Consider the following 19,731-nt stretch of genomic DNA (forward strand, 5'->3'; position numbering starts at 1 on the left):
GCGTTCGCGGCGGACGATGATGCGGGTGCCGGCCGGGTAGCCGGCAAGGTCGGTCATGCCGGTCGGCTCGGCGGCCTCGGCGGACTCGCGGAGGGTGCCGTCCTGGTCCAGGGCGGGGTGCCAGACCTGGTCGGGCAGGGCGCGGATCGCGCGGCGGACCGGCTCGGTGACCGCGTATCCGACCGAGAAGAGGGTGCGGATTCCGCGTGTGCGCAGATTTCGGACGTGGGTGAGGAAGACCTTCGCGGATCCGGCGCTGTCGGTGCGGACGAGGATGTCAGTGCCGTGCCGGTGGGCGTCGGGGATCTGCGCGAGAGCGTCGTCCAGAACCGCGATATGGTCCGCGGCCGTGTTGGCTCCGGCGTTCCCGGGCCGCAGCCGCCCGGACAGGCCCTCGCCGGTGTTGGCCAGGAAACACACCAGAGGATGGAAGCCGAAGCCGCCTTTGTAGGTGGGTGCGGCCGCCTCCTTCTCGGAGTGGCAGGTGATCAGTGTGGCGTCGATGTCCAGGACCAGGCCGGGTAGTTCCTGTCCGCCGGCTTTCGCCGGCGGTATGCCGCAGCGGGTCTCGGATGCCTGCAGCCAGGCCACTTCCCGGGCCTGGGCGCGGGCCGAGCGCAGGCGGTCAAGCATGCGTTCGTCGACGCTGGCCAACAGTCGCCAGGCAGTCGGCGTCGAGGCGACCGGGCCGAACACCTCGCCCTGGTCACGCAGGACGGCCAGATCCGTGATGGTGTCGCCGCCGTCAGCGAGCATCACCGCGAGGTCGGTCGCGATCCGGCCCGGGTCATGGCCGGTGCCGCGTGGCCGAAGCGGTCTCAACACGGTGGAGTACGCGCTGGTCAGTCCGGTGACATCGGCGAGATCGGCCAGCAATCGTGCCCCGGCATGCCCGACCACCCCCGCACCATCGGCGGAGACATGAGGCCTGGGACGAGAACCGATACCCTGCACGCAGAAAGTGCCTTCCACCTGGACCGACAGAACCCCTCGACAAGGTTCATCGTCCCAGCTCAGAAGGCACTTTCGCGTTACCGCCCATGATTCGGACGGACCCCAACTGAAACGCCGAGGCTAGCGGTAGTTCGTTGAATCAAGGTGGCAGATAGAGGTGGATGCCCAGTCCTGCTTCGACGTTGTCGATGAGAGCCTGCAGGTCAGCGGGTGGGGGCGCCTTCGACCAGGCGCGCCAGCAGCGTGCGAGCGCGATGGCGGGGGTCAGCCAGGAGCGGACCTGGCGCAGGGCACTGGGCCAGGTCGGGTGTTGCGGAGGAGCGGACGCGGGCCGCTCGGGCGGTCGGGAGTCCTGGTGCCCTTCGGCGGTGCCCCGTCTCTGGCGCCCCGTCGGGCGGCGGGTCGGCGCCCGGGCCGTCGATGAACCAGGTGTCCCAGCAGAAGCTGAATGCGCAGTGGACCAGGACCTGATGGCGGCGGATGGCCTGCTTGGAGCGGACCTGGAAATTGGCCCAGCCGAGTTCGTCCTTGACCTGTTTGTAGCCCTGCTCCACTCAGTGCCGCAGTCCGTAGAGGTGGACGAGTTCGGTCAGGTCGGCGGGGCGGTGTGGGCTGTCGCCGCCGGCCGCGGGATCGTGCGGGCCGCCGGGGCGGGACAGGTCGGTGGCCAGGTACCAGGTGGCCTTCTCCGGCACCGTGGACGGGTCGGCGGTGGCGACGACCAGCCGGGTCGTCCCGTTGGGCCCCCACCAGCCCAAGGTGGCCTTGGCCGCCCACCAGGTGGTGGTGTGCCCGTCGCGGAAGCGGCGCTCGATCGGTGCCCAGTCGCCGGGATCGTCCGTTCCAGGCCAGGTCGCGTGCGGCGTCCTGGGGCGTGTGCGCCTGCTCGCCGTAGGCCCAGGCGCCCCGGCGCGGCTTGACGGCCACCACGAAGGGCAGCCGCTGCTCGCGCAGAGCGGCGCGCCAGTTGTCGATGTCGCCGTAGCCGCAGTCGGCGACCACCGCGCGAAAACGCACGTCGGCCGAGCCAGCGCGCCCGGCCTGATCGGCCGCGAGCTGCCACTTGGTGCGGAAGGCTGGGTCGTTCTTCCCGCCGGCCAGGCGCTTCGCGGGGGTGTAGGGGTCGGCGAACAGCGGGCAGTACAGTTCCTCGTCGGCCCACAAGGTGGTGACCGTGACGATGCCGTTGTCGGTCTTGCCCAGCCGTCCCAGCCACTGCCGCCCGGTGAAGGCGGTCTTCGTGCCGTCCTTGCGGTCGCCGGAGTCGTCCACGACCAGCACTCCGTCGGCGTTCGGAGCGGTGTGACGGTCGCTCAGCAGCAGGTCCAGGCGCACCTGGTTGACTTTCTCGGGTTCCCAGCACGACTCGGACAGGAAGAACTGCAGCCGCTGCACCTCCGGCCGTCCGGCCTCGGCGACCGGCTCGGCCCCGGCCAGGCAGGTCAGCGTCTTGTTGCGGTCCCGTGGCGGCAGCAGCCCCGTCAGGAAGATGCGGAATCCGCTTCGCTGGGCGATATGCGTGAAGCAGTCGTCGAACCACGCGGCATACGCCTCCAGCGGCCCTGGAGCAGACGGACACGGCTTCGGCTCGGTCATCGCCGACCCTCCCCTCGCGAGAAGACTCCTCACCCGGCGCCTACCCGCCACCAAGCTTGATTCAACGAACTACCGCTAGATTCGTGTTCGTGGCCTTCGAGTCCGATGTGTCCCGTTCCCTGGGCCCCGGCCCTTTGTCCGCTGACGGAGTCGCCCGCCAGCGGTACATCGGGACAAGGCCCCGCACGATCGCCCTGTCGTTGAGTGCGGCCCGCGCGAGACCAGACGACCAGTCAGGCCCGAGGCCGCTGGCCCTTGATGGCGATGCGCTGGCCGTAGCGCGAGTGGGGGTAGTAGTCCCACGTCGCGTGGTGTTGTACGCAGCGGTTGTCCCAGAACACCAGGGTGTTCGGGGCCCAGCGGACCCGGCAGGACAGCATGGGCGTGCCGGCGATGTGGGCGTAGAGCATGTCCAGTACCGCCCGGCTCTCGGCGCGTGAGAGCTGCGGTATGTGGGACGTGTAGGCGCCGTTGACGAACAGCAGCTTGCGGCCGGTCTCGGGGTGGCGCGCCACTACCGGGTGCTCGTTCTTGGGGACGACGTAGTCGGCCGGCGGGGTCTCGCCCTGCCAGGGCAGCAGCCCGTCGTGGACCGCGGTCAGCCCGTCGAGGAACGTCTTCATGGCCGGCGACAGCAGGTCGTACGCCAGGTGCATGTTGGCGAACAGCGTGTCGCCGCCGCTGCCGATCTCCGGGGTGCGGGTGATGTAGAGCATCGAGCCGAGCGAGGGCTCGGCGTCGGCGGTGCCGTCGGCGTGCCAGCCGTTGCCCGCCACGGCGCGCGAGTCCTTGGTGGTGCTGAGTTCGAGGATGTACGGGTCGGAGTCCTCGGCGGGCGCCGCCACCAGGTGCAGTTCGCCGAAGTGGCCGGCGATCCGCTTGTGGTCGTCGCCCGAGATGGTCTGGTCGCGGAAGACCAGCACATGATGGGCGAGGAACGCGCGCTTGAGCTCGTCGACCTGTCCCTCCGTCAACTCCTTGGACAGGTCCAGACCCGAGATCTCCGCGCCCGTCAGCGGCGTCAGCGGATCGACGCCGATGGAGTCGTAGACCTCCGGCGGCCTGGTGGTGATGCGCTCGACGGCATCCAGTGCGTACTGCTCCATTCCATCCTCCTGAGGATCGGGGGGTGAGTGACATCGGCCGAAGACGATGACGATGTCGGTGGTGATGTCGCGGTGCCGTGCGTGCTCAGAGTCCCCGTTCCAGCAGCTCCACCAGGATCAGCCGGCCGAACGCCAGATTGCCGTGGATCACGTCGTTGGTCTCGCACAGTTCGGGGCGCTGGAAGCCGTCCTCGCCGGTCACGCGCGACCGCAGGTCCACGATCTCCACGCCGAGTTCGGCCAGCGCGCCGCGCACGACGTCCTGCGCCGCCCTGAAGACCACCGGGTCGGAGAAGCTCGGCACCCGCTGCGGGCCCATCGCCGCCAGCACCCGCAGGCCCATGGCGTGCGCGTGCGCGTAGAAGGCAAGCGCGTCGCGGACCGTGGCGCGGACGATGGCGTCGAACAGCGGGCCGGTCAGGAAGCCGGGTGGGAAACCGCCGTCGCGGGTGCGGTAGATGTGCCAGTTCTGGGTGGTGGCGATGAAGTGGGCGCTGAAGCCGAACGTCGCCACCAGCGGGACCGTCAGCCGGTCGAGTCCGGCCGCGTCCAGTTCGGTCAGGAAGCCGCGGTAGTAGGCGTCCGCCTGCGGCTTGCGGAATACGACGTCGCCCTCGCGCACGTCGAAGAAGTCGGCGTTGAAGTCGCGCCCGGCCCCGATCGGGCCGCCGCTGAACGGAATGCCGGCCTCCTTCGCCGCCCGGCCGATCGGCCCCGCGTGCGAGTCGCCCAGGAGCAGGAACCTAGCGGGGGTTGTAGTAGTCGAGTACGGCGTCGTCACACCAGAAGTCCTCTCCGGTGGCAGGTGCGGCAGGTGCGGCAGGTGCGGCAGGTGCGTCGGGCTCGGCGGGCCGGGCCGGTTCGGGGGCGGCGGGGCTCTGTGCCAGTCCGTCGAAGAAGTGGCGCATGACGAAGGCGACGCCCTCCGGCGCGACCGTGCGCAGGTTCGGCTCGAACCACGTCCCCTTGAACGGGAAGCCCGTGACCAGCTCGTACGCGGGGAAGTAGTCGACGTGGCCGAGTTCCAGAGCCAGTTGGCCGGCCACCGCCCGCAGCACGGACTTGGAGTACGTGGTGGCCGTCAGAGCATGGCCGCCGGTGGCGGTCGCCGTCAGCGGCACCGGCGACACGGTCAGCAGGACGCGCAGCCGGGGATTGGCGGCGCGGGCCAGCCCGATGGCCGCCGACAGGTCGTCGTACACCTCGGGATAGGTGAAGTTGTGGAACGCGTACCGCTCGGCGTCGTACGTGCCGCGCACCGTGCCGGGGCAGACCGGGTGGACCGTGCCCGTCGCCCGGTCCCGCCACGCTTCGGTCAGACCGAGGGTGAAGATGAGCACGCCCGCCCCCGCCACGGCCTCGCGGATGGCCCCGAGTGTCGACCGGCGCGCGGCCCGTACCTCCTCGGCCGAGGCGTGGCCCGAGGGTTCGACGGCCGGGCGGAACGGGTCGAAGAAGCGGCCGTCCTCGCTCCAGACCTCGTCGGGCGGCGCGGTCTCGCCGTGCGCCCAGGACAGCCACTGCCGCAGCATGGCGGCGGTGTAGATGTTCCCGGTGCGGAAGGAGAACACGCCGTAGTGGCGGGCCGTCCGCTCGGCCTCGGTCAGCCCCGGCGGGGCCGGTTCGGCGTCGCGCCAGTTCATGCCGCGCTCGCGCAGCGCGCGGCCGATGTGACGGGCGAAGCACGAACCGGCGGTGAGGACCGGCTCGTCCTGCCCGATGCCGAACTTGGGGGACCACAGCCCGCCGATGTCCGTCATGTCCGGCTCGGCCACGGCGGAGCGCCAGAACGAGCGCGGCGGCAGCGATTGGTAGGGGTTGCCCGTCGCGGGGGCCGGGCTCGGCCCGGTGCCGGTGGTGTCCAAGTCCAACTCTTCCTGTCGTGGGCTCGTGGGCTCGTGGGCGGCGCCGGTCCGTGGCCGGGCCGGTCCTGCGGTGGGCGGCACCGGCTCGTGGCCGGTGTCAGCGCGGCGCGGGGTCGGGCAGCGACGCGGCGTTGATGGCGTCGGCCACCACCCGCACCCCCGGCGGCCGGACGATGCCGTAGTGGGTGGTGTCGAGGACGTACGAGCCCGCGGGCTCCGGCAGCAGCGCCCGCCACTGCCGCTGCTGCTCCCGCGCGGAACCCAGTGCGGGCAGGCCCGCCACCGGCCGGCCGGCGAGCCAGAGTCGGCTGGGCGTGCCGGACAGCGGCGGCGGCTCGTGCCCCGCCATGCCCGCCAGGTTGGCGCGGCAGCAGCGCGCCAGCCGTTCCGCGTACGCCGCCGCCTCCTGGCTCGCGGGCGCGCCCGCGCCGCCCTGGCCCAGCTCGTGGGCGAAGACCGCTTCGAGCTGCGTCTCGTCGTAGGCGGCGAAGTGCGGCCCGGCGTCCGGCGGTGGCGGGTCCACCAGGTAGAGCCCGGCCGCCGGGCGGCCGGCGGCCTCCGCCTCGGCCGCCATCGACTGCGCCACCCACGCCCCGAAGGACCAGCCGGCCAGTTGCCGGCGCCACTCGCTGTGCGGGAAGCGGGCTTCGAGCGCGGCGTGGTAGCGGCGCGCCCGTTCGGCCAGCGACCAGGCGGGCGGGTGGGGGCGGAGCAGTCCGGGGTCGGCGATCAGACAGACGGTGAGCCGCGGATCGAGGGCCGAGACCAGTGCCCGGTACGCCTGGATGTCCCCGCCGACCGGGTGGACCAGGCACAGCACGTCGCGCCCCTCGCCCGGCTGCCAGACCTCCAGCGTCACGGGGGCCTCGGTGGACGCCGCCACGGCTGCCGTCGTGGACATTTCGGCGGACGGCCCGGCGGGCGCCGCCTCGTCCAGCCGCGCCAGCACCTCGGCCAGGCTCACCTGGTGGCTCAGCTGGGACAGCTCCAGGTCGACGCCGAAGTGGTCCTTCACCTCGCCGATCAGGTCGAGGAGCGTCAGCGAATCGGCGCCGTGGTCGTAGAGCGAGGCGGCCGGGTCGAGTCCGTCCAGGCCCAGCCAGTCGCACAGCCAGGTGGACAGCCGCTCGGCCGCCGAAGCCGCCGTCGTAGCGGGGGCGGGGACTTCGTCCGGACCCGGTACGGACGAAGGCACGCCGGCCTTGGACGGGCCCCCCTTCGGAGCATCGGTCTTCGGAGCATCGGTCTTCGGGGCGCCGGCGTCCGGCGCGTAGAAGCCGCGCGCCCGCTCGATGTCGGTCGTGGAGACCAGCAGTTGCGGCAGTTGCAGCTGGAGCGCCTGCGCGAACAGCCGCTGCCCTTCCTTCACCGCCAGGCCGACGGTCAGGTGGGCCTGGTGGCGGGGGTCCGACCGCAGCGCGTGCCGGGCCATGCCGACCTCGCTCCAGATGTCCCAGTCCACGCCGATCCGCACGGTGGTCTCCGCCTCCCCGGCCCGGTGCCGGGCGAAGCCGTCCAGAAGACCGGCCGCGGCGGCGTAGTCGAGCTGGCCGACGCCGCCGAACAGCGCGGCCATCGACGAGCAGTACGCCGCGAACACCGGCCGGTGACGTTCGATCAGCCGCTCCACCAGCAGGGCGCCGCGCAGCTTGGCGGCCATGGCCCGGCGCATCGCGGGGGCATCGCGCCGGGCGATCAGACCGCCGGCCCCCGCCCCCGCGGCATGTACGACACCGTCGATCCGGCCGGCGTACGCGAGGCCGTCCAGTCGGCCCATGATCTCCTCGGGCGTCGCCTCGGCCAGATCGGCCTCGATCAGCTCGACGCGGTCCGCCCACGGCGCCAGGTCGGCCGGCAGTTCCGGCCGCCGGGACAGCAGCAGCGCGCGGCAGTCGGGCCGCTCCTCCAGCAGCCAGGCCGCGATGCTGGCGCCGATGCCGCCGGTACCGCCGAGGATCAGATACGTGCCGCCTCGCGCGGGCAGCGCGAAGGGCGCCGCCGGGGCGGGTCCGGGCACCGGCAGCAGCGCCTGTCGCCACCAGTAGCCCTGGCGCAGGGCCAGCCGGCGCGGCAGCGCCGTGGCGGCGTCGGCGCCGGCGAGGAGGGCGGGGAGCAGCGGCGCCCAGTCGGCCGGGTCGGCGCTGGGCAGGTCCAGCCAGTGGCCGTCGACCGCGCACTCCTGCGGCGCGACCTCGCAGACGCCCGCCAGCAGGCTCGACTCCGGGCGCCGCACGGCCCCTTCGACCGGCTGGGCCTGGTGCGAGAGCCACCAGGGGCGCAGCCGGGCGGGCCACGACAGGCCGCCGACCGCCTGGAGCAGGGCGGCCGGGGTGTCCACGCAGGCCCACTGGGCCCGCGCGAGCGCGTCCTCGCCCACCGGGCCGTCGACGGACAGCGGCAGCGCGTGCAGCCAGTCGACGCCGGCCGCGCCCGCCTCGGACAGCTCGTCCAGGAGCTGCCGCAGCGAGGCCGGGTCGGCCGGGTCGACTTCGTACACGTCGTCGCCGAGCCGGGCGAATGAGCCCGCCGCGCTGACCCGCACCACCCGTTCGTAGGCCGCCGCGAAGGGGCGCAGCGCCTCGGGCGGGAGCGGCGCGGCCGTCATCGCGACCAGCAGGCCGGGCGCGGCGGACGCGCCGCCGGCGGTGGCGCGGCTCAGCCGCACCCAGTGCGGCTGGTGCAGCCAGTCGGCCTCGGGCAGCCGAGGCGGCATCTCCCAGCCGCCCGCTCCGGGCGCTTCCGCCGCCGTGGCGGTCTTCGGGGCGGCGCGTTCGAAGTCGTAGTCGGCCAGCGCGAAGGCGGGCGGCGGGAAGTCCCAGGGCGCCGACGCCGGTCCGGCGGGCCACTGGAGCTCCGCTCCGGCCAGCCAGGCGGCGGCAGCCTCCTCGGGCGTCAGGTCCTCGGCGCGGAGGGGCCCCTCGTCCGGCAGCCTCTCGCCCTGCGTCGCTCGGTCTCGCGTCGCCTGCGAAGCCGCTGACGGGCCCGATGCCGCTGAAGGCCTCGAAGCTCCCGAAGGAGTCACCTCGCCGGAGCCGACCTCGCGCAGCCAGGCCGCCGCGTCCGCCGCGTCGGCCAGCACCGTCGCCGCCCGCAGGCGCCGCTGTACGCGGCCGGCCTGGAGGTGGCGCAGCACCTGCCCGTACGCCTCGGGGCGGGCCGTCAGATAGTCGGCGACGCGCAGGGCGTCGGCGCGCAGCCCGGCCGTGCTGCTGCTGGAGAGCATCAGGCACGGCCCGGCGGCGGGCGGCGGGGCGGACTCGGCGGCCTCCAGCACCAGATGGGCGTTGGTGCCGCCGATGCCGAAGCTGCTCACCGCCGCTACTCGGGGCCGCCCGGCGGGCCAGGGCTCCGATCGGGTGGGGATGCGGAACGGCGCGAGGTCGGCGGCGAGCCGCGGGTTGGGGCGGTGGAAGTCGACGTTGGGCGGGATCACCCCGTGGCGGACGGCGAGGGCGGCCCGTACGAGCCCGATCACGCCCGAGGCGGCGCCCAGGTGGCCGATCTGGCTCTTCACCGACGCCAGCGCGCAGCTCTCCGGCCCGGTCGGGCCGAATGCCTGGCGCAACGCGCCGACCTCGACCGGGTCGCCGAGCTGGGTGCCGGTGCCGTGCGCCTCCACGTAGCCGACGTCTGCGCCGCCGCGGCCGCTGCGGCGCAGCGCGGTGCGGATCGCCTCACGCTGCCCGGCGAGCGAGGGCGCGCTGTAACTGAGCTTGCCCGAGCCGTCGTTGTTGAGGGCCGAACCCTTGATCACCGCGTAGACCGTGTCGCCGTCCCGCCGCGCGAGCCGCAGCGGCTTGAGGACCACCACGCCGACGCCGCTGCCCCCGATGGTGCCGCTGGCGTCGTCGCTGAACGGTCGGCAGTGCCCGTCCTTGGAGAAGATGTGCTGCGGCCGGTAGCGGTAGCCGCCGCCGAGCAGGGTGTCGATCAGCACCCCGCCCGCCAGCATCACCTCGGCGTCGCCCTGCCGCAGCAGCCCGGCGGCCACATGGACCGCCGCCAGCGAACTGGCGCAGGACGCCTGCACGGTGAGGGCGGGGCCCGTCAGATCGAGGTGGTAGGCGACCTTGGTGGCGAGGAAGTCCTTCTCGTGGTGGAGGGCGAGCTGAAAGCCGTCGGGCAGCCGGTTCGGGTCGGCGTCGCGGAGCATGGACTGGTAGTAGGTGTTCTCGCCGCAGCCGGCGACGATGCCGATGCGCTGGCGCTTGGCCGTTGAGGGGGTGTCAGCCGCGCCGGTGGTGCCGGCCGTCCCGGCGGTGCCGGCCGTCCTGGCCGGACCGACAGCGCTGGCCGTGCCAGCGCTCCCGGCGGCCCCGGCGGTCCCGGCCATCCCGGCGGAGTTGGCGGGTTCACCGGCCTCGGCGACCCAGGACGTCCCTGTGATGCCCGCGTGGGCCAGTGCCTGGACGGAGGCCATTAGCAGATGGCGCTGCTGAGGGTCCATCAGCCGCGCCTCCTGCCGGCTGAGGCCGAAGTGCTCCGGGTCGAAGGAGAGGAGACCGCTCATCCAACTGCGGGCGCCGACCAGGCCGTCGGCGGCGTCGAAGTGCTCGATGCCCCGGCCGCCGCTCTCCACCATCTCCCAGAAGGAGGCCAGGTCGTCGGCGCCGGGTAGCCGTACCGCCATGCCGACGACGGCCACCGGCTCGTCAGCCGCTCCAGCCGTCTCGGGGGCGGTCGCCTCGGCCGTGGCAGCGGCAGTGGCCGTGGCCGCCCGGTCGTCGAGGAAGCGGGCCAGCCGGCCGATGGTGACGTGCTCGAACAGGTCGGGGATGGTGAAGCCGAGCTCCGGCTCCGCCGTGCAGCGCAGATGGAAACGCATCAGGTCGAGGCTGGTGGCACCGGCGTCGAAGAAGCGTTCCTCCAGGCCGATGGGCCTGCCGACGACCTCCTCGAACAGCTCGGTCAGCCGGTTCTCGCGCGCGGAGCGGACCGGCGCGGCGGCGGCGCGCGGGCGCAGTTCCTCGCCGGGCGCGGTGAGCGCCTGCCGCCGGTCCAGCTTGCCGCTGGGGGTGAGCGGCAGCGCGTCGAGGAGACGGAAGCGGTCGATACGCGCGTACGGCGGCAGCAGCGGCGCGAGATGGGCCGTCAGGGCCTCCCGCGTGGGCCGTGGCGCACCGGTGCGGCACTGCAGGCAGGCCGTCAGCCGCTCGCCGTCCCGTACCACCACCGCGTTCACGATGTCCGGGTGGCGCAGCAGGGCCGCTTCGATCTGGCCCAACTCCAGCCGGTAGCCGCTCAGTTTGATCTGCTGGTCGTCGCGGCCCAGATAGTGGAGCAGGCCGTCGCGGTCGAACCGCGCCCGGTCGCCGCTGCGGTAGAACGTGCCCAGGCCGGGCACCTTCACGAAGCGCTCCTCGTTGAGCGCCGGATCGCCCAGGTAGCAGGGCGTGACCATCGTGCCGCCGATCAGCAGCCGGCCGGGGCAGCCGGGCGGCACGGGCTCGCCGGCCTCGTCGACGACGCGCAGCCAGGCGCCCGCGACGGGTCTGCCGACGGACGGCCGGGCCGGCCAGCGCGCCGGATCGCCGTCCAGGCGGAGCGCGCTGACCACGTGCGTCTCGGACGGCCCGTAGTGGTTGAACAGGCGCGCGCCGGGCATGCCCGCGAACCAGCGCCGGATCGCGTCGGTGCACAGCAACTGCTCGCCCGCCGTGACCACCTCCCGCAGCCGGGAGGGAAAGCGGCCCAGCCGCACGCCGTGCTCGGCCAGCAGCTGCAAGGCCACATACGGCATGAAGACGCGCTCCACGCCTGCCTCTTCGAGCTGCTCCAGGAGCGCCGGCGCGTCCTGCCGCCAGCTCGGCCGTACGAGCGTGAGGCGACCGCCCCCGCACAGCGTGCCGAAGACCTCCTGGAAGGAGACGTCGAAGGACAGCATGGAGAACTGCTGCGTGACGGCGCCGCCCGGCAGCCCGCCCGCCTCGGTCTGCCAGTGCAGCAGATCGCACAGCGTACGGTCCGGCACCTGCACGCCCTTGGGCGTACCGGTGGAGCCGGAGGTGAACAGGGTGTAGAGCGGCCGGCGACCGTCGTGCGGCGGCGGTTGCGGCGCGGCGGCCGACGACAGGACCACCGGGTGGCGGGGCAGGCCGGCCGGGGCGATCGCGTCGACGGCGGCCTCGCCGCCCGGCGCCACCAGGACGCACAGCGGTTCCACCTGGTCCAGGATCTGCCGCAGCAGCGCCGGGGGATAGGACGGGTCCAGCGGCACGATGGTGAGGTTGAGCCGGGCCAGCGCCAGCAGCGCCACCACGTGCTCGACCGACGGCTCGAAGTGCAGCGCGACGCGGCGGGGCAGGCCGTCGTCCGCGGGCAGCGGGAAGCGGGTGCGCAGTTCGGCGGCCAGCGCGGCGGCGTACGCGTCGAGTTCGGCGTAGCTCAGGGTGCGGTCGCCGCTCGTGAGCGCCGGGGCGTCGGGCGTCCGGCGCACCTGGCGGGCGAAACCGTCGGCCACCGTGGCGAAGTCCGGCGACAGCGCGGGGGCGCGGCCGGGGTCCGGCAGACCGCGCCGGTACGGGGCCACCAGCTCGGCCAGCGTGTCCGTACCGCCCTCGGCCAGGCTGTCCAGGGCGCGCCGGAACAGCCCGTCCAGGGCGCGTACCTCGGCGGCGTCGAACTGGCCGTCGGCGTACTCCCACAGGCAGTCGAAGCCGGTGCCGCGCTCGACCACGGACAGCGTCAGCGGGCACTTCGCGTCGGCCGCCACGGGCCACAGCGGGCGGGAGCGGCTGCCGGGCAGCGCCAGCGTGTCGAAGTCCGTGTTCTCCAGGACGAACATGAAGTCGAAGGGCGGGCCGTCGGTGCGCGGGCCCTGGTCGGCCAGCACATCGGCCAGCGCCACGTCCTGCCGGTCCAGTACCCGCCGCGCGTCGGCGCCGTGCCGCCGGAGCTGGGCACGCAGGCCTTCGGCGGGGTCCAGGTCCAGCGGCAGCAGCACGGTGTTGGCGAACATGCCGACGCCGGACTCGAAGTCCTGCACCGGACGGTTGGCCACCGGCCCGGCGATCCGCGGCCGGCCGCGGCCGGTCACTCCGTACAGGCTCCAGGCGAACACGCCCAGCAGCACCTGGAACCGGGTGAGCCCCAGCTCCGCGCCCAGCGCGTCGAGCGCGCGGCGCCGGTCCTCGCCGAGCGTGGTGTACAGCAGCCGGCCGGTGCCGCGGGCCGGGACGGGGCTGGGGTCCAGCGGCGGCGCGGCCTCGTCCGGGTCGCCGTCGCCGTAGTGCTCCGCCAGCGCGGCGCGCTGGGCCCCGTAGGCGGGTTGGGCGAACCAGTCGGCCTGCCAGGCGGCGTAGTCGAGCGGCGTCGGCGCGGGACGGTCCTCGCTGCTCTCGCTGCTCTTGCTTCTGTCGTCGCTCTCGCCGCCGTGCTCCGTGCCGCTCAGCGCCGCCGCGTAGTCCGCCGAGAGCTCGCGGAAGATGACGTTGAGCGACCAGCCGTCGACGGCGATGTGATGCAGACGCAAGAGCAGCACACCGCCGCTGCCCTCGGCGGGCAGCCAGCACGCCTGGAACATCCGCGGCCGCCCCAGGTCGAAGGGCTCCCCGAAGAACCGGTCGGCGACGGCCCGCCACTCGGCTTCGCCGCTCGCCGGCTCCGGGCTGCTTGCTCCTGGGCCACCTGGTTCCGGGCTGTCTGGCTCAGCGCCGCGCGGTGCGGAGTTGCCCGCCTCTACGCTGTTCGCTGCCGCGACACCTGCTTCCGCGCCACCCGGTTCCGTACCGACTGGGGACGCACCGCCCGGTGACGTACCGCTTCGCGGCGTGCTCCCCGGTGACGTACCGCCCGGCTCCACGCCGCCCGCCTCCGCGTCAAGCGGCATCGGCACCGGCACAGGCACCGGCACAGGCACCGGAGTCCACGGGTCGTACGGCTCCGCGACCACCTGTCGCAGCCCCTCCGGCGCGGCTTCGAAGGCGGTCCGCAGCGCCGCGTGGCGTGCCACCAGCCGCCGGAGCGAGTGCCGCAGCGCGTCGGTGTCGACCGTGCCCTCCAGCCGGAAGGCGAGTCCCACGTTGTACGCGCGGGAGTGCGGGTCGCGCTGCTGGAGGAGCCACAGCCGCTGCTGTTCGGACGTGGCGGGGGCGGAGCGCGCGCCAGAGGGGGGTGCGGGCACCGGGTACGGGGGTTCGTTCTCGTCCCGGTCCGCCGCGATGGCGGCGGCCAGCTCCTCGAAGGTCGCGCGCAGGACGAGGGCTTGGGGCACTTCGCGGCCCCAGCGCCGCCGGACCTCGAAGCGCAGCCGCAGGGCCTTGAGGGAGTCGCCGCCGTTGGCTATCCAGCGGTCGCCGAGCCGCAGTTCCGAGGCGCCCAGCACCTGGCCCGCGAGGTCGAGCACCTCGCGCTGGTGGCCGGTGGCCGCCGTGTCGTCGCTCTCGGCGCGCCGCCAGGGCGTATCGGCGCGGCGGAGCAGCGCCGCCTCGTCGACCTTGCCGTTGGCGTTGCGGGGCAGCTCGTCGACGCGGTGAACGCGGTGCGGGCGCATGTACGCGGGCAGGGCGGCCGCCAGGTGCCGGTCGAAGTCGTCGAAGGACAGGTCGGCGCCGAGTACCAGGTAGGCCAGCAGTTCGTTCGCGGCGTCGGCCGCGTCGCGGCGGGTGCAGACGTGGGCCTGCCGCACGGCGGCGTGGGCGGTGATGCGCGCCTCGATTTCGCCCGGTTCGATGCGGAAGCCGCGCACCTTGACCTGGCGGTCCAGGCGCCCCACGTACGTGATGAGTCCGGTGGCGTCCTGGCGTACGAGGTCACCGGTGCGGTAGTAGCGGGCGCGGCCGCCGTCGAGCCAGGGCAGCCGGACGAACCGGCGCGCGGTCTCGTCGGGCAGATTGCGGTAGCCGTTCGCCAGCGCCTCGCCGGTGATGAGGAGTTCGGCCGCCTCGCCGGTCTCGGCGAGCCGGGCGCCGTCGACCACGGGCACCGCCTCGGTGCCCGGCAGTACGCGCCCGATCGGCACCACCTCGCCGTCGAAGTCGCGGGGGATCGGGTGGCAGACGGCGAAGGTGGAGGTCTCGGTGGGGCCGTATCCGTTGACGAGCTGGGTGCGGCAGGCGGGGTTGTCGCGGTACCAGCGGCGGATGAGGCGGGCGTTGAGCTGCTCGCCGCCCACCAGCACCTGGCCGACGCCGGAGAAGCAGTGCGGCGCCTTGTCGACCACCGCGTTGAACAGCGCGGCGGTCATGAACAGCGCGTCGATCCGCTCGCGTTCCAGCGCGGCCGCCAGCAGGTCGGGGTCCTGCACCGTCGCGTCGTCGAGGATCACGCAGCTGCCGCCGGTCAGGAGGGGCACCCACACCTCGAAACTCAGCGCGTCGAAGGCGGGGTTGGACAGGCCGGCGAAGCGCGGCGCCTCGGGCAGCCGGAGGTAGCCCGGCCGTGCCAGCCGCAGGATTCCGGCGTCGCGCACCTCGACGCCCTTGGGTAGACCGGTGGTGCCCGAGGTGTAGAAGAGGAACGAGAACGCTGCGTCAGAGCACGGAAGCTCGGGCGCGGCACCGGCGGCACGGAGGCCACCGGCATCCGAGCCGCCGTCGAGCAGCTCGGCCACCTCCAGCGCGGCGATGTCCTCGGGCAGCCCGGCCGGCGCCTCCGCCCCGTGGATCACCGCGACGCTCGCCGAGTCGGCCAGGATGTGGCGGCGGCGCGCGGGCGGGCTCTGCGCGTCGAGCGGTACGACCGCCGCGCCCAGCCGCAGGATGCCGAGCATGGCGCAGATCAGCTGCCAGGAGCGCGGCAGGCAGACCGCCACGGCCTGGCCGGGGCCGACGCCGCGGTGGCGCAGGGCGCGGGCGACGGCGGCGCTCGCGGCGTCGAGCCCGGCGTAGTCGAGCAGTGTCGCGCCGTCGGCGACCGCGACGGCTGCCGGGGTGCGACGGGCCTGGGCGAGCACGTTCCGGGCGAGGCCGGCCGCCGGGCGGCCGGCCTCGGGTTTCGATGAGGGTGCCATCAGTTCTCCTGCGCCGGGACCGGACCGGAACTCCGCTCCGCGGGCGGCTGCGGACGTGATGCGGTGCGCGCCGGGCTGGATGCGGTGCGCGACGGGCCGGATGCGGTGCGCGGCAGGCCGGATGAGGTGCGCGGCAGGCTGGTTTCCGCGATACGGGCCGCTTCGGCTTCGATCACCGCGGCGACCTGCGGGATGCCGTCGTCCTCCAGGAGTTCCCAGTGGTCGCAGGTCATCGGCTCCACCAGGTAGTCGCCCTCGGCGCGGCGGCGCCAGAAGCCGCGTACGTCGCGCAGGAAGTCCTCGTCGGCGCCCTCGACGGCCTGCATCAGGAACAGCCGGGCCGATGTCGACGGCGGGTCGTAGTCGCGCGCGGATTCCCGGTTGTGGCAGTAGATGCGGTAGTACTGCTCGATCTGCTCGTCGTCGATGCCCGGGTACATGCCGTTGAACTTGACCAGTTTGTCGCGGAACTCGGCCATGCTGACGGGCTCGATGCCGGGGCGGTTGTCCGGGTCGTCGCTGCCCTGGGCGTCGAGCAGGACGACGCTCATGTCGGTGCGCCCGGCCTGCGCGAGCCGCCGTCCCATCTCGTGGGCGATGAGTCCGCCGAAGGAGAGCCCGGTGATGATCAGCGGCCCGTCCGGCAGCGGTTCGATGAGCCGCAGGTAGGACTCGGCCATGGCGTCGACCGTGGGCAGGAAGGTCTCGCCGGGGTTCACGCCGGGCGACTGGATGCCGTAGACGCCGCAGTCCGGTCCGAGCGCCTTGGCGAGGGACAGGTAGCAGAAGGCGGTGCCGCCCGCCGGGTGGACGCAGACCACTTGGGCCCCGCTGCCCGCGCGGAACTCGATCAGGTTGCTCGGCGGCCGTCCGTCGGCGCCCTGCCGCAGCCGTCCGCCCAGTTCCTCGATGGTGGGGTGCAGCATGATGTCCCGCAGTGGCAGCTTCTCGCCGAACTCCTCCTCGACGGCGTGGGCCATCTTGATCGCGGAGATCGAGCTGCCGCCGATGTCGAAGAAGCTGTCCCGGATGCCGATCCGGGAGCGCAGCAGCAGCCGCTGCCAGATCTGATAGAGCTTCAACTCGATGTGGTCGCGCGGGCTGGACGTGTTGACCACGACGGGTCCGCCGTCGCCGGCCCGCTCCAGCAGCGCCGCGCGGTCGAGCTTGCCGTTGACGGTCAGCGGCAGGCTCGGCAGCTCCAGGAAGAGCGCCGGGATCATGTAGCCCGGCAGCCGCCGGGACAGCGCCTCCCGCCACTCGGCCGCCGACCACGGCTCCTCGTCGCCCCGGCCGACGCAGGCCACCAGCCGCTGTTCGCCGGTGGGCCCGTGGTCCGCCAGCACCGCCGCCTCGCGCACGCCGGGCTGCTCCAGCAGCACCGCCTCGATCTCGCCGGGCTCGATGCGGAAGCCGCGCAGCTTGACCTGGCGGTCGCCGCGGCCGAGGAACTCGATGTCGCCGTCCGGCAGCCGGCGCGCCAGGTCGCCGCTGCGGTACATCCGCTCGCCGGGTGCGAACGGATCGGCCACGAACCGCTCGGCGGTCAGGTCCGGCCGGCCGAGGTAGCCCCGGGTCAGCCCCGCGCCGCCGACGTAGATCTCGCCCGCCACGCCGACCGGCACCGGCTCCAGCCGCTCGTCGAGCAGGTAGACGCGCGTGTTGGCCAGCGGCCGGCCGATGGGGCACTGCCGCGCTGCGGGCGTCGGATCGACGTAGGCGGTGCAGTAGACCGTGGTCTCCGTCGGCCCGTAGCCGTAGAGCACGCGCAGTTCGGGCATCAGCCGCGTCATGCGGTACAGCGCCCCTTCGGGCAGCGATTCCACGCCCGTCAGCAGCTGACGCACCATCAGCCCCGCCAGCCGCTCCTCGGGCGCCTCGTCGATCCACTTGATGAACGCCGGCGGCAGGAACGTCTGCACGATGCGGTGGGAGCGCAGCCACTCCATCAGCGCGCTCGGATCGCCGCGCAGCTCCTCCGGCACCAGGTGCAGGGTGCCGCCGGTGGTGAGCGGCAGCAGGGTCTCCTGCACCGAGGAGTCGAAGCCGATGCTCGACCAGAGCGCGGCGCCCTCGCCGGGCTCGGCGCCGAACTGCCCCAGTCCGTGGTCCAGCAGGTTGAGCACATTGCCGTGGGTCGCCGCCACGCCCTTGGGCCGGCCCGTCGAGCCCGACGTGTAGATCACATAGGCCAGGCCGGCCGGGTCGTTCGCGATGCCGACCGGGTCCTCGCTCCCGCCCCCGGCCTCGACCGCCGTCAGCTTCGACCACCCCGCGGGCGGTTCGGCGGCGTCGCTCAGCACCAGCGCGGCGTCCGCCGTCATCTCCGTCAGCCGCTCCAGCGGCAGGACGGGGTCCATCGGCACATAGGCGGCGCCGGCCTTGAGGACGCCCAGGATGCCGACCACCAGGTCCGCCGAGCGCCCCGCGTGCAGGCCGACCCGCTGTCCGGGGCGCACCCCGCGGGCGATCAGCCCGTGCGCCAGCCGGTTGGCGCGCCGCTCCAGCGTGCCGTAGTCGAGCCGTTCGCCGGCGCTCACCAGCGCCGCCCGTCCGGGGTTCGCCCGCGCCTGGGCCTCGAAGCGCTCGACGACGCCGCCCGGCGCACCGGCGCGGACGCCGCCGTTCCAGTCCACCAGCGCCTGCCGCCGCTCCCGCTCGTCGAGCAGCGACACGGCCCGCGCCGCGCGCGCGGGGTTCTCCGCCATCTGCGTGAGCACCCGCCGCAGGTGACGGCCGTAGCGCTCCGCGGTCGCGGCGTCGAAGAGGGCGCCCGCGTAGTCCAGGCTGCCGACGATCCGGCCGTCCTCCTCCGACAGCGTCAGCGTCAGGTCGAACTTGGCCACCGCGTACGGCGACTGGAGCGGCGACGTCTCGATGCCCGGCAGGGCCAGCTCGCCGCCCTCGTCGTTCTGCCAGGCGAACATCGTCTGGAACAGCGGCGTATGGGCCTGGCTGCGCGGCGGGTTGACCAGCTCCACGACCCGCTCGAACGGCAGGTCCTGGTGGTCCATGGCGGCCAGGGCAGTGGTCCGCACCCGCTTGAGCAGGTCGGCCACGGCCGGCCCGCCGGAGAGGTCGATCCGCAGCGCGAGGGTGTTGACGAAGAAGCCGATCAGGCCTTCCAGCTCGCTGCGGCGGCGGTTGGCGACGGGCGTGCCGATCACCACGTCGTCCTGGCCCGACAGCCGGGAGAGGGTCAGCGCCCAGCCGGCCAGCACGGTCATGTACAAGGTGCTGCCGTTGCGGCGGCCCAGCGTCTTGAGCGCGCCGGTCAGCTCCGCGCCGAAGTCGAGCCGCACCGATCCGCCGCGGTAGTCCTGCTCGGCCGGGCGCGGCCGGTCCGCCGGCACCTCCAGCAGTGCCGGGGCCGCCGCCAGCGCGGCCTTCCAGTAGTCGCTCTCCTTGGTCGGCCCGTCCTCGGACAACCACCGCCGCTGCCAGGCGGCGTAGTCCGCGTACTGCACCGGCAGCGGCGGCAGCGGGCTCTCCTCGCCCCGCTGGAACGCGGCGTACAGCTCCCCGAGCTCCCGCGTGAGGACCGTCATCGACCAGCCGTCCGACGCGATGTGATGCAACGTCACCATCAGTACGTGATGGCCGTCGCCCAGCATGACCAGCCGCCCGCGCGCGGGCGGGCCCGCGGCCAGGTCGAACGGCTCGGCCGCCTCCTCGCGCGCCAGCTCCTCCAGGCGCTCCTCGGCGTCGGCCCCGGCGAGACCCGACAGGTCGTGCGCACGCAGGGCGAAACCCGCCTCGGGCGGGCCGACCACCTGAAAGGGCGTCCCCGCCGTGGCGGCGAACCGGGTGCGCAGCACCTCGTGCCGGGCGGTCAGCGCGTCGAGGGCGCGGGTCAGCGCCGCCCGGTCCAGCGGCCCGCGGAGCCGGAGCGCCAGCGGCATGTGGTACGCCTCGCTCGCCCCCGGCAACTGCGCCAGAAACCACAGCCGCTGCTGGGAGAAGGACAACTCCATTGGCGCTGCACGGTTCTTCAGCGGTTCGATGGCGGTCTGCTTCCGCGTCGCCGAGGGGCGATCGGAGGCAGAATTACGGAACGTCTGATTCGCCGACAAAACCAGCCCTTTCCCTGTGGGGGAGGCTCAATCACTTCGGATCATTGTGGATCGCTGGATGACTTCGGTTCGCTTCGGTTCGCTGGACCAGTGGGCATCATGAGGTATTGACGCGGGTGATCGCATGTCCCCGTCGCTTCACCGCGAACGGCCGAACCCCCGCCGCGGCCGACAAGGACGGCCGAACC

Annotated in this window: 8 protein-coding genes and 1 pseudogene; all 9 read right to left on the bottom strand. The window is 73.5% G+C overall.

Going from position 1 to position 19,731, the window contains the following annotated elements:
* Nucleotides 1-972: transposase (locus tag AB0I22_RS36965; protein ID WP_363135412.1), on the bottom strand; the 972-nt coding region annotated here is incomplete at its 3' end.
* Between the two features lie 185 nt (nt 973-1,157).
* Nucleotides 1,158-1,508 carry a hypothetical protein gene (locus AB0I22_RS36970; RefSeq protein WP_363135435.1) on the bottom strand — a complete coding sequence of 117 codons (351 nt, stop codon included), beginning with the start codon at nt 1,506-1,508 and terminating at the stop codon, nt 1,158-1,160.
* Complete coding sequence (locus AB0I22_RS36975; protein WP_363135436.1) at nt 1,509-1,712, bottom strand: hypothetical protein; 204 nt, start codon at nt 1,710-1,712, stop codon at nt 1,509-1,511.
* A 154-nt stretch (nt 1,713-1,866) separates the two neighbouring features.
* A pseudogene (locus tag AB0I22_RS36980) lies at nt 1,867-2,550 on the bottom strand (transposase); the annotation flags it as partial.
* Between the two features lie 233 nt (nt 2,551-2,783).
* Nucleotides 2,784-3,656 (bottom strand): TauD/TfdA family dioxygenase, encoded by an 873-nt coding sequence (locus AB0I22_RS36985; protein WP_363135413.1) that lies wholly within the window; start codon nt 3,654-3,656, stop codon nt 2,784-2,786.
* An 85-nt stretch (nt 3,657-3,741) separates the two neighbouring features.
* Entirely contained in the window at nt 3,742-4,437 is a 696-nt protein-coding gene (locus AB0I22_RS36990) for a hypothetical protein (protein WP_363135414.1), read from the bottom strand.
* Complete coding sequence (locus tag AB0I22_RS36995; RefSeq protein ID WP_363135415.1) at nt 4,400-5,521, bottom strand: GSCFA domain-containing protein; 1,122 nt, start codon at nt 5,519-5,521, stop codon at nt 4,400-4,402. The genes AB0I22_RS36990 and AB0I22_RS36995 overlap by 38 nt, the downstream gene beginning before the upstream one ends.
* Nucleotides 5,522-5,618: 97 nt before the next feature.
* On the bottom strand, nt 5,619-15,470 hold the full coding sequence (locus AB0I22_RS37000; RefSeq protein WP_363135416.1) for an amino acid adenylation domain-containing protein: 9,852 nt from the start codon (nt 15,468-15,470) through the stop codon (nt 5,619-5,621).
* Entirely contained in the window at nt 15,470-19,444 is a 3,975-nt protein-coding gene (locus AB0I22_RS37005) for an amino acid adenylation domain-containing protein (protein ID WP_363135417.1), read from the bottom strand. The genes AB0I22_RS37000 and AB0I22_RS37005 overlap by 1 nt, the downstream gene beginning before the upstream one ends.
* Nucleotides 19,445-19,731: the final 287 nt, after the last annotated feature.

Origin of the sequence: Streptomyces sp. NPDC050610, from assembly GCF_040654875.1 — a bacterium.
In the GTDB taxonomy this organism is placed as follows: Bacteria; Actinomycetota; Actinomycetes; order Streptomycetales; family Streptomycetaceae; genus Streptomyces.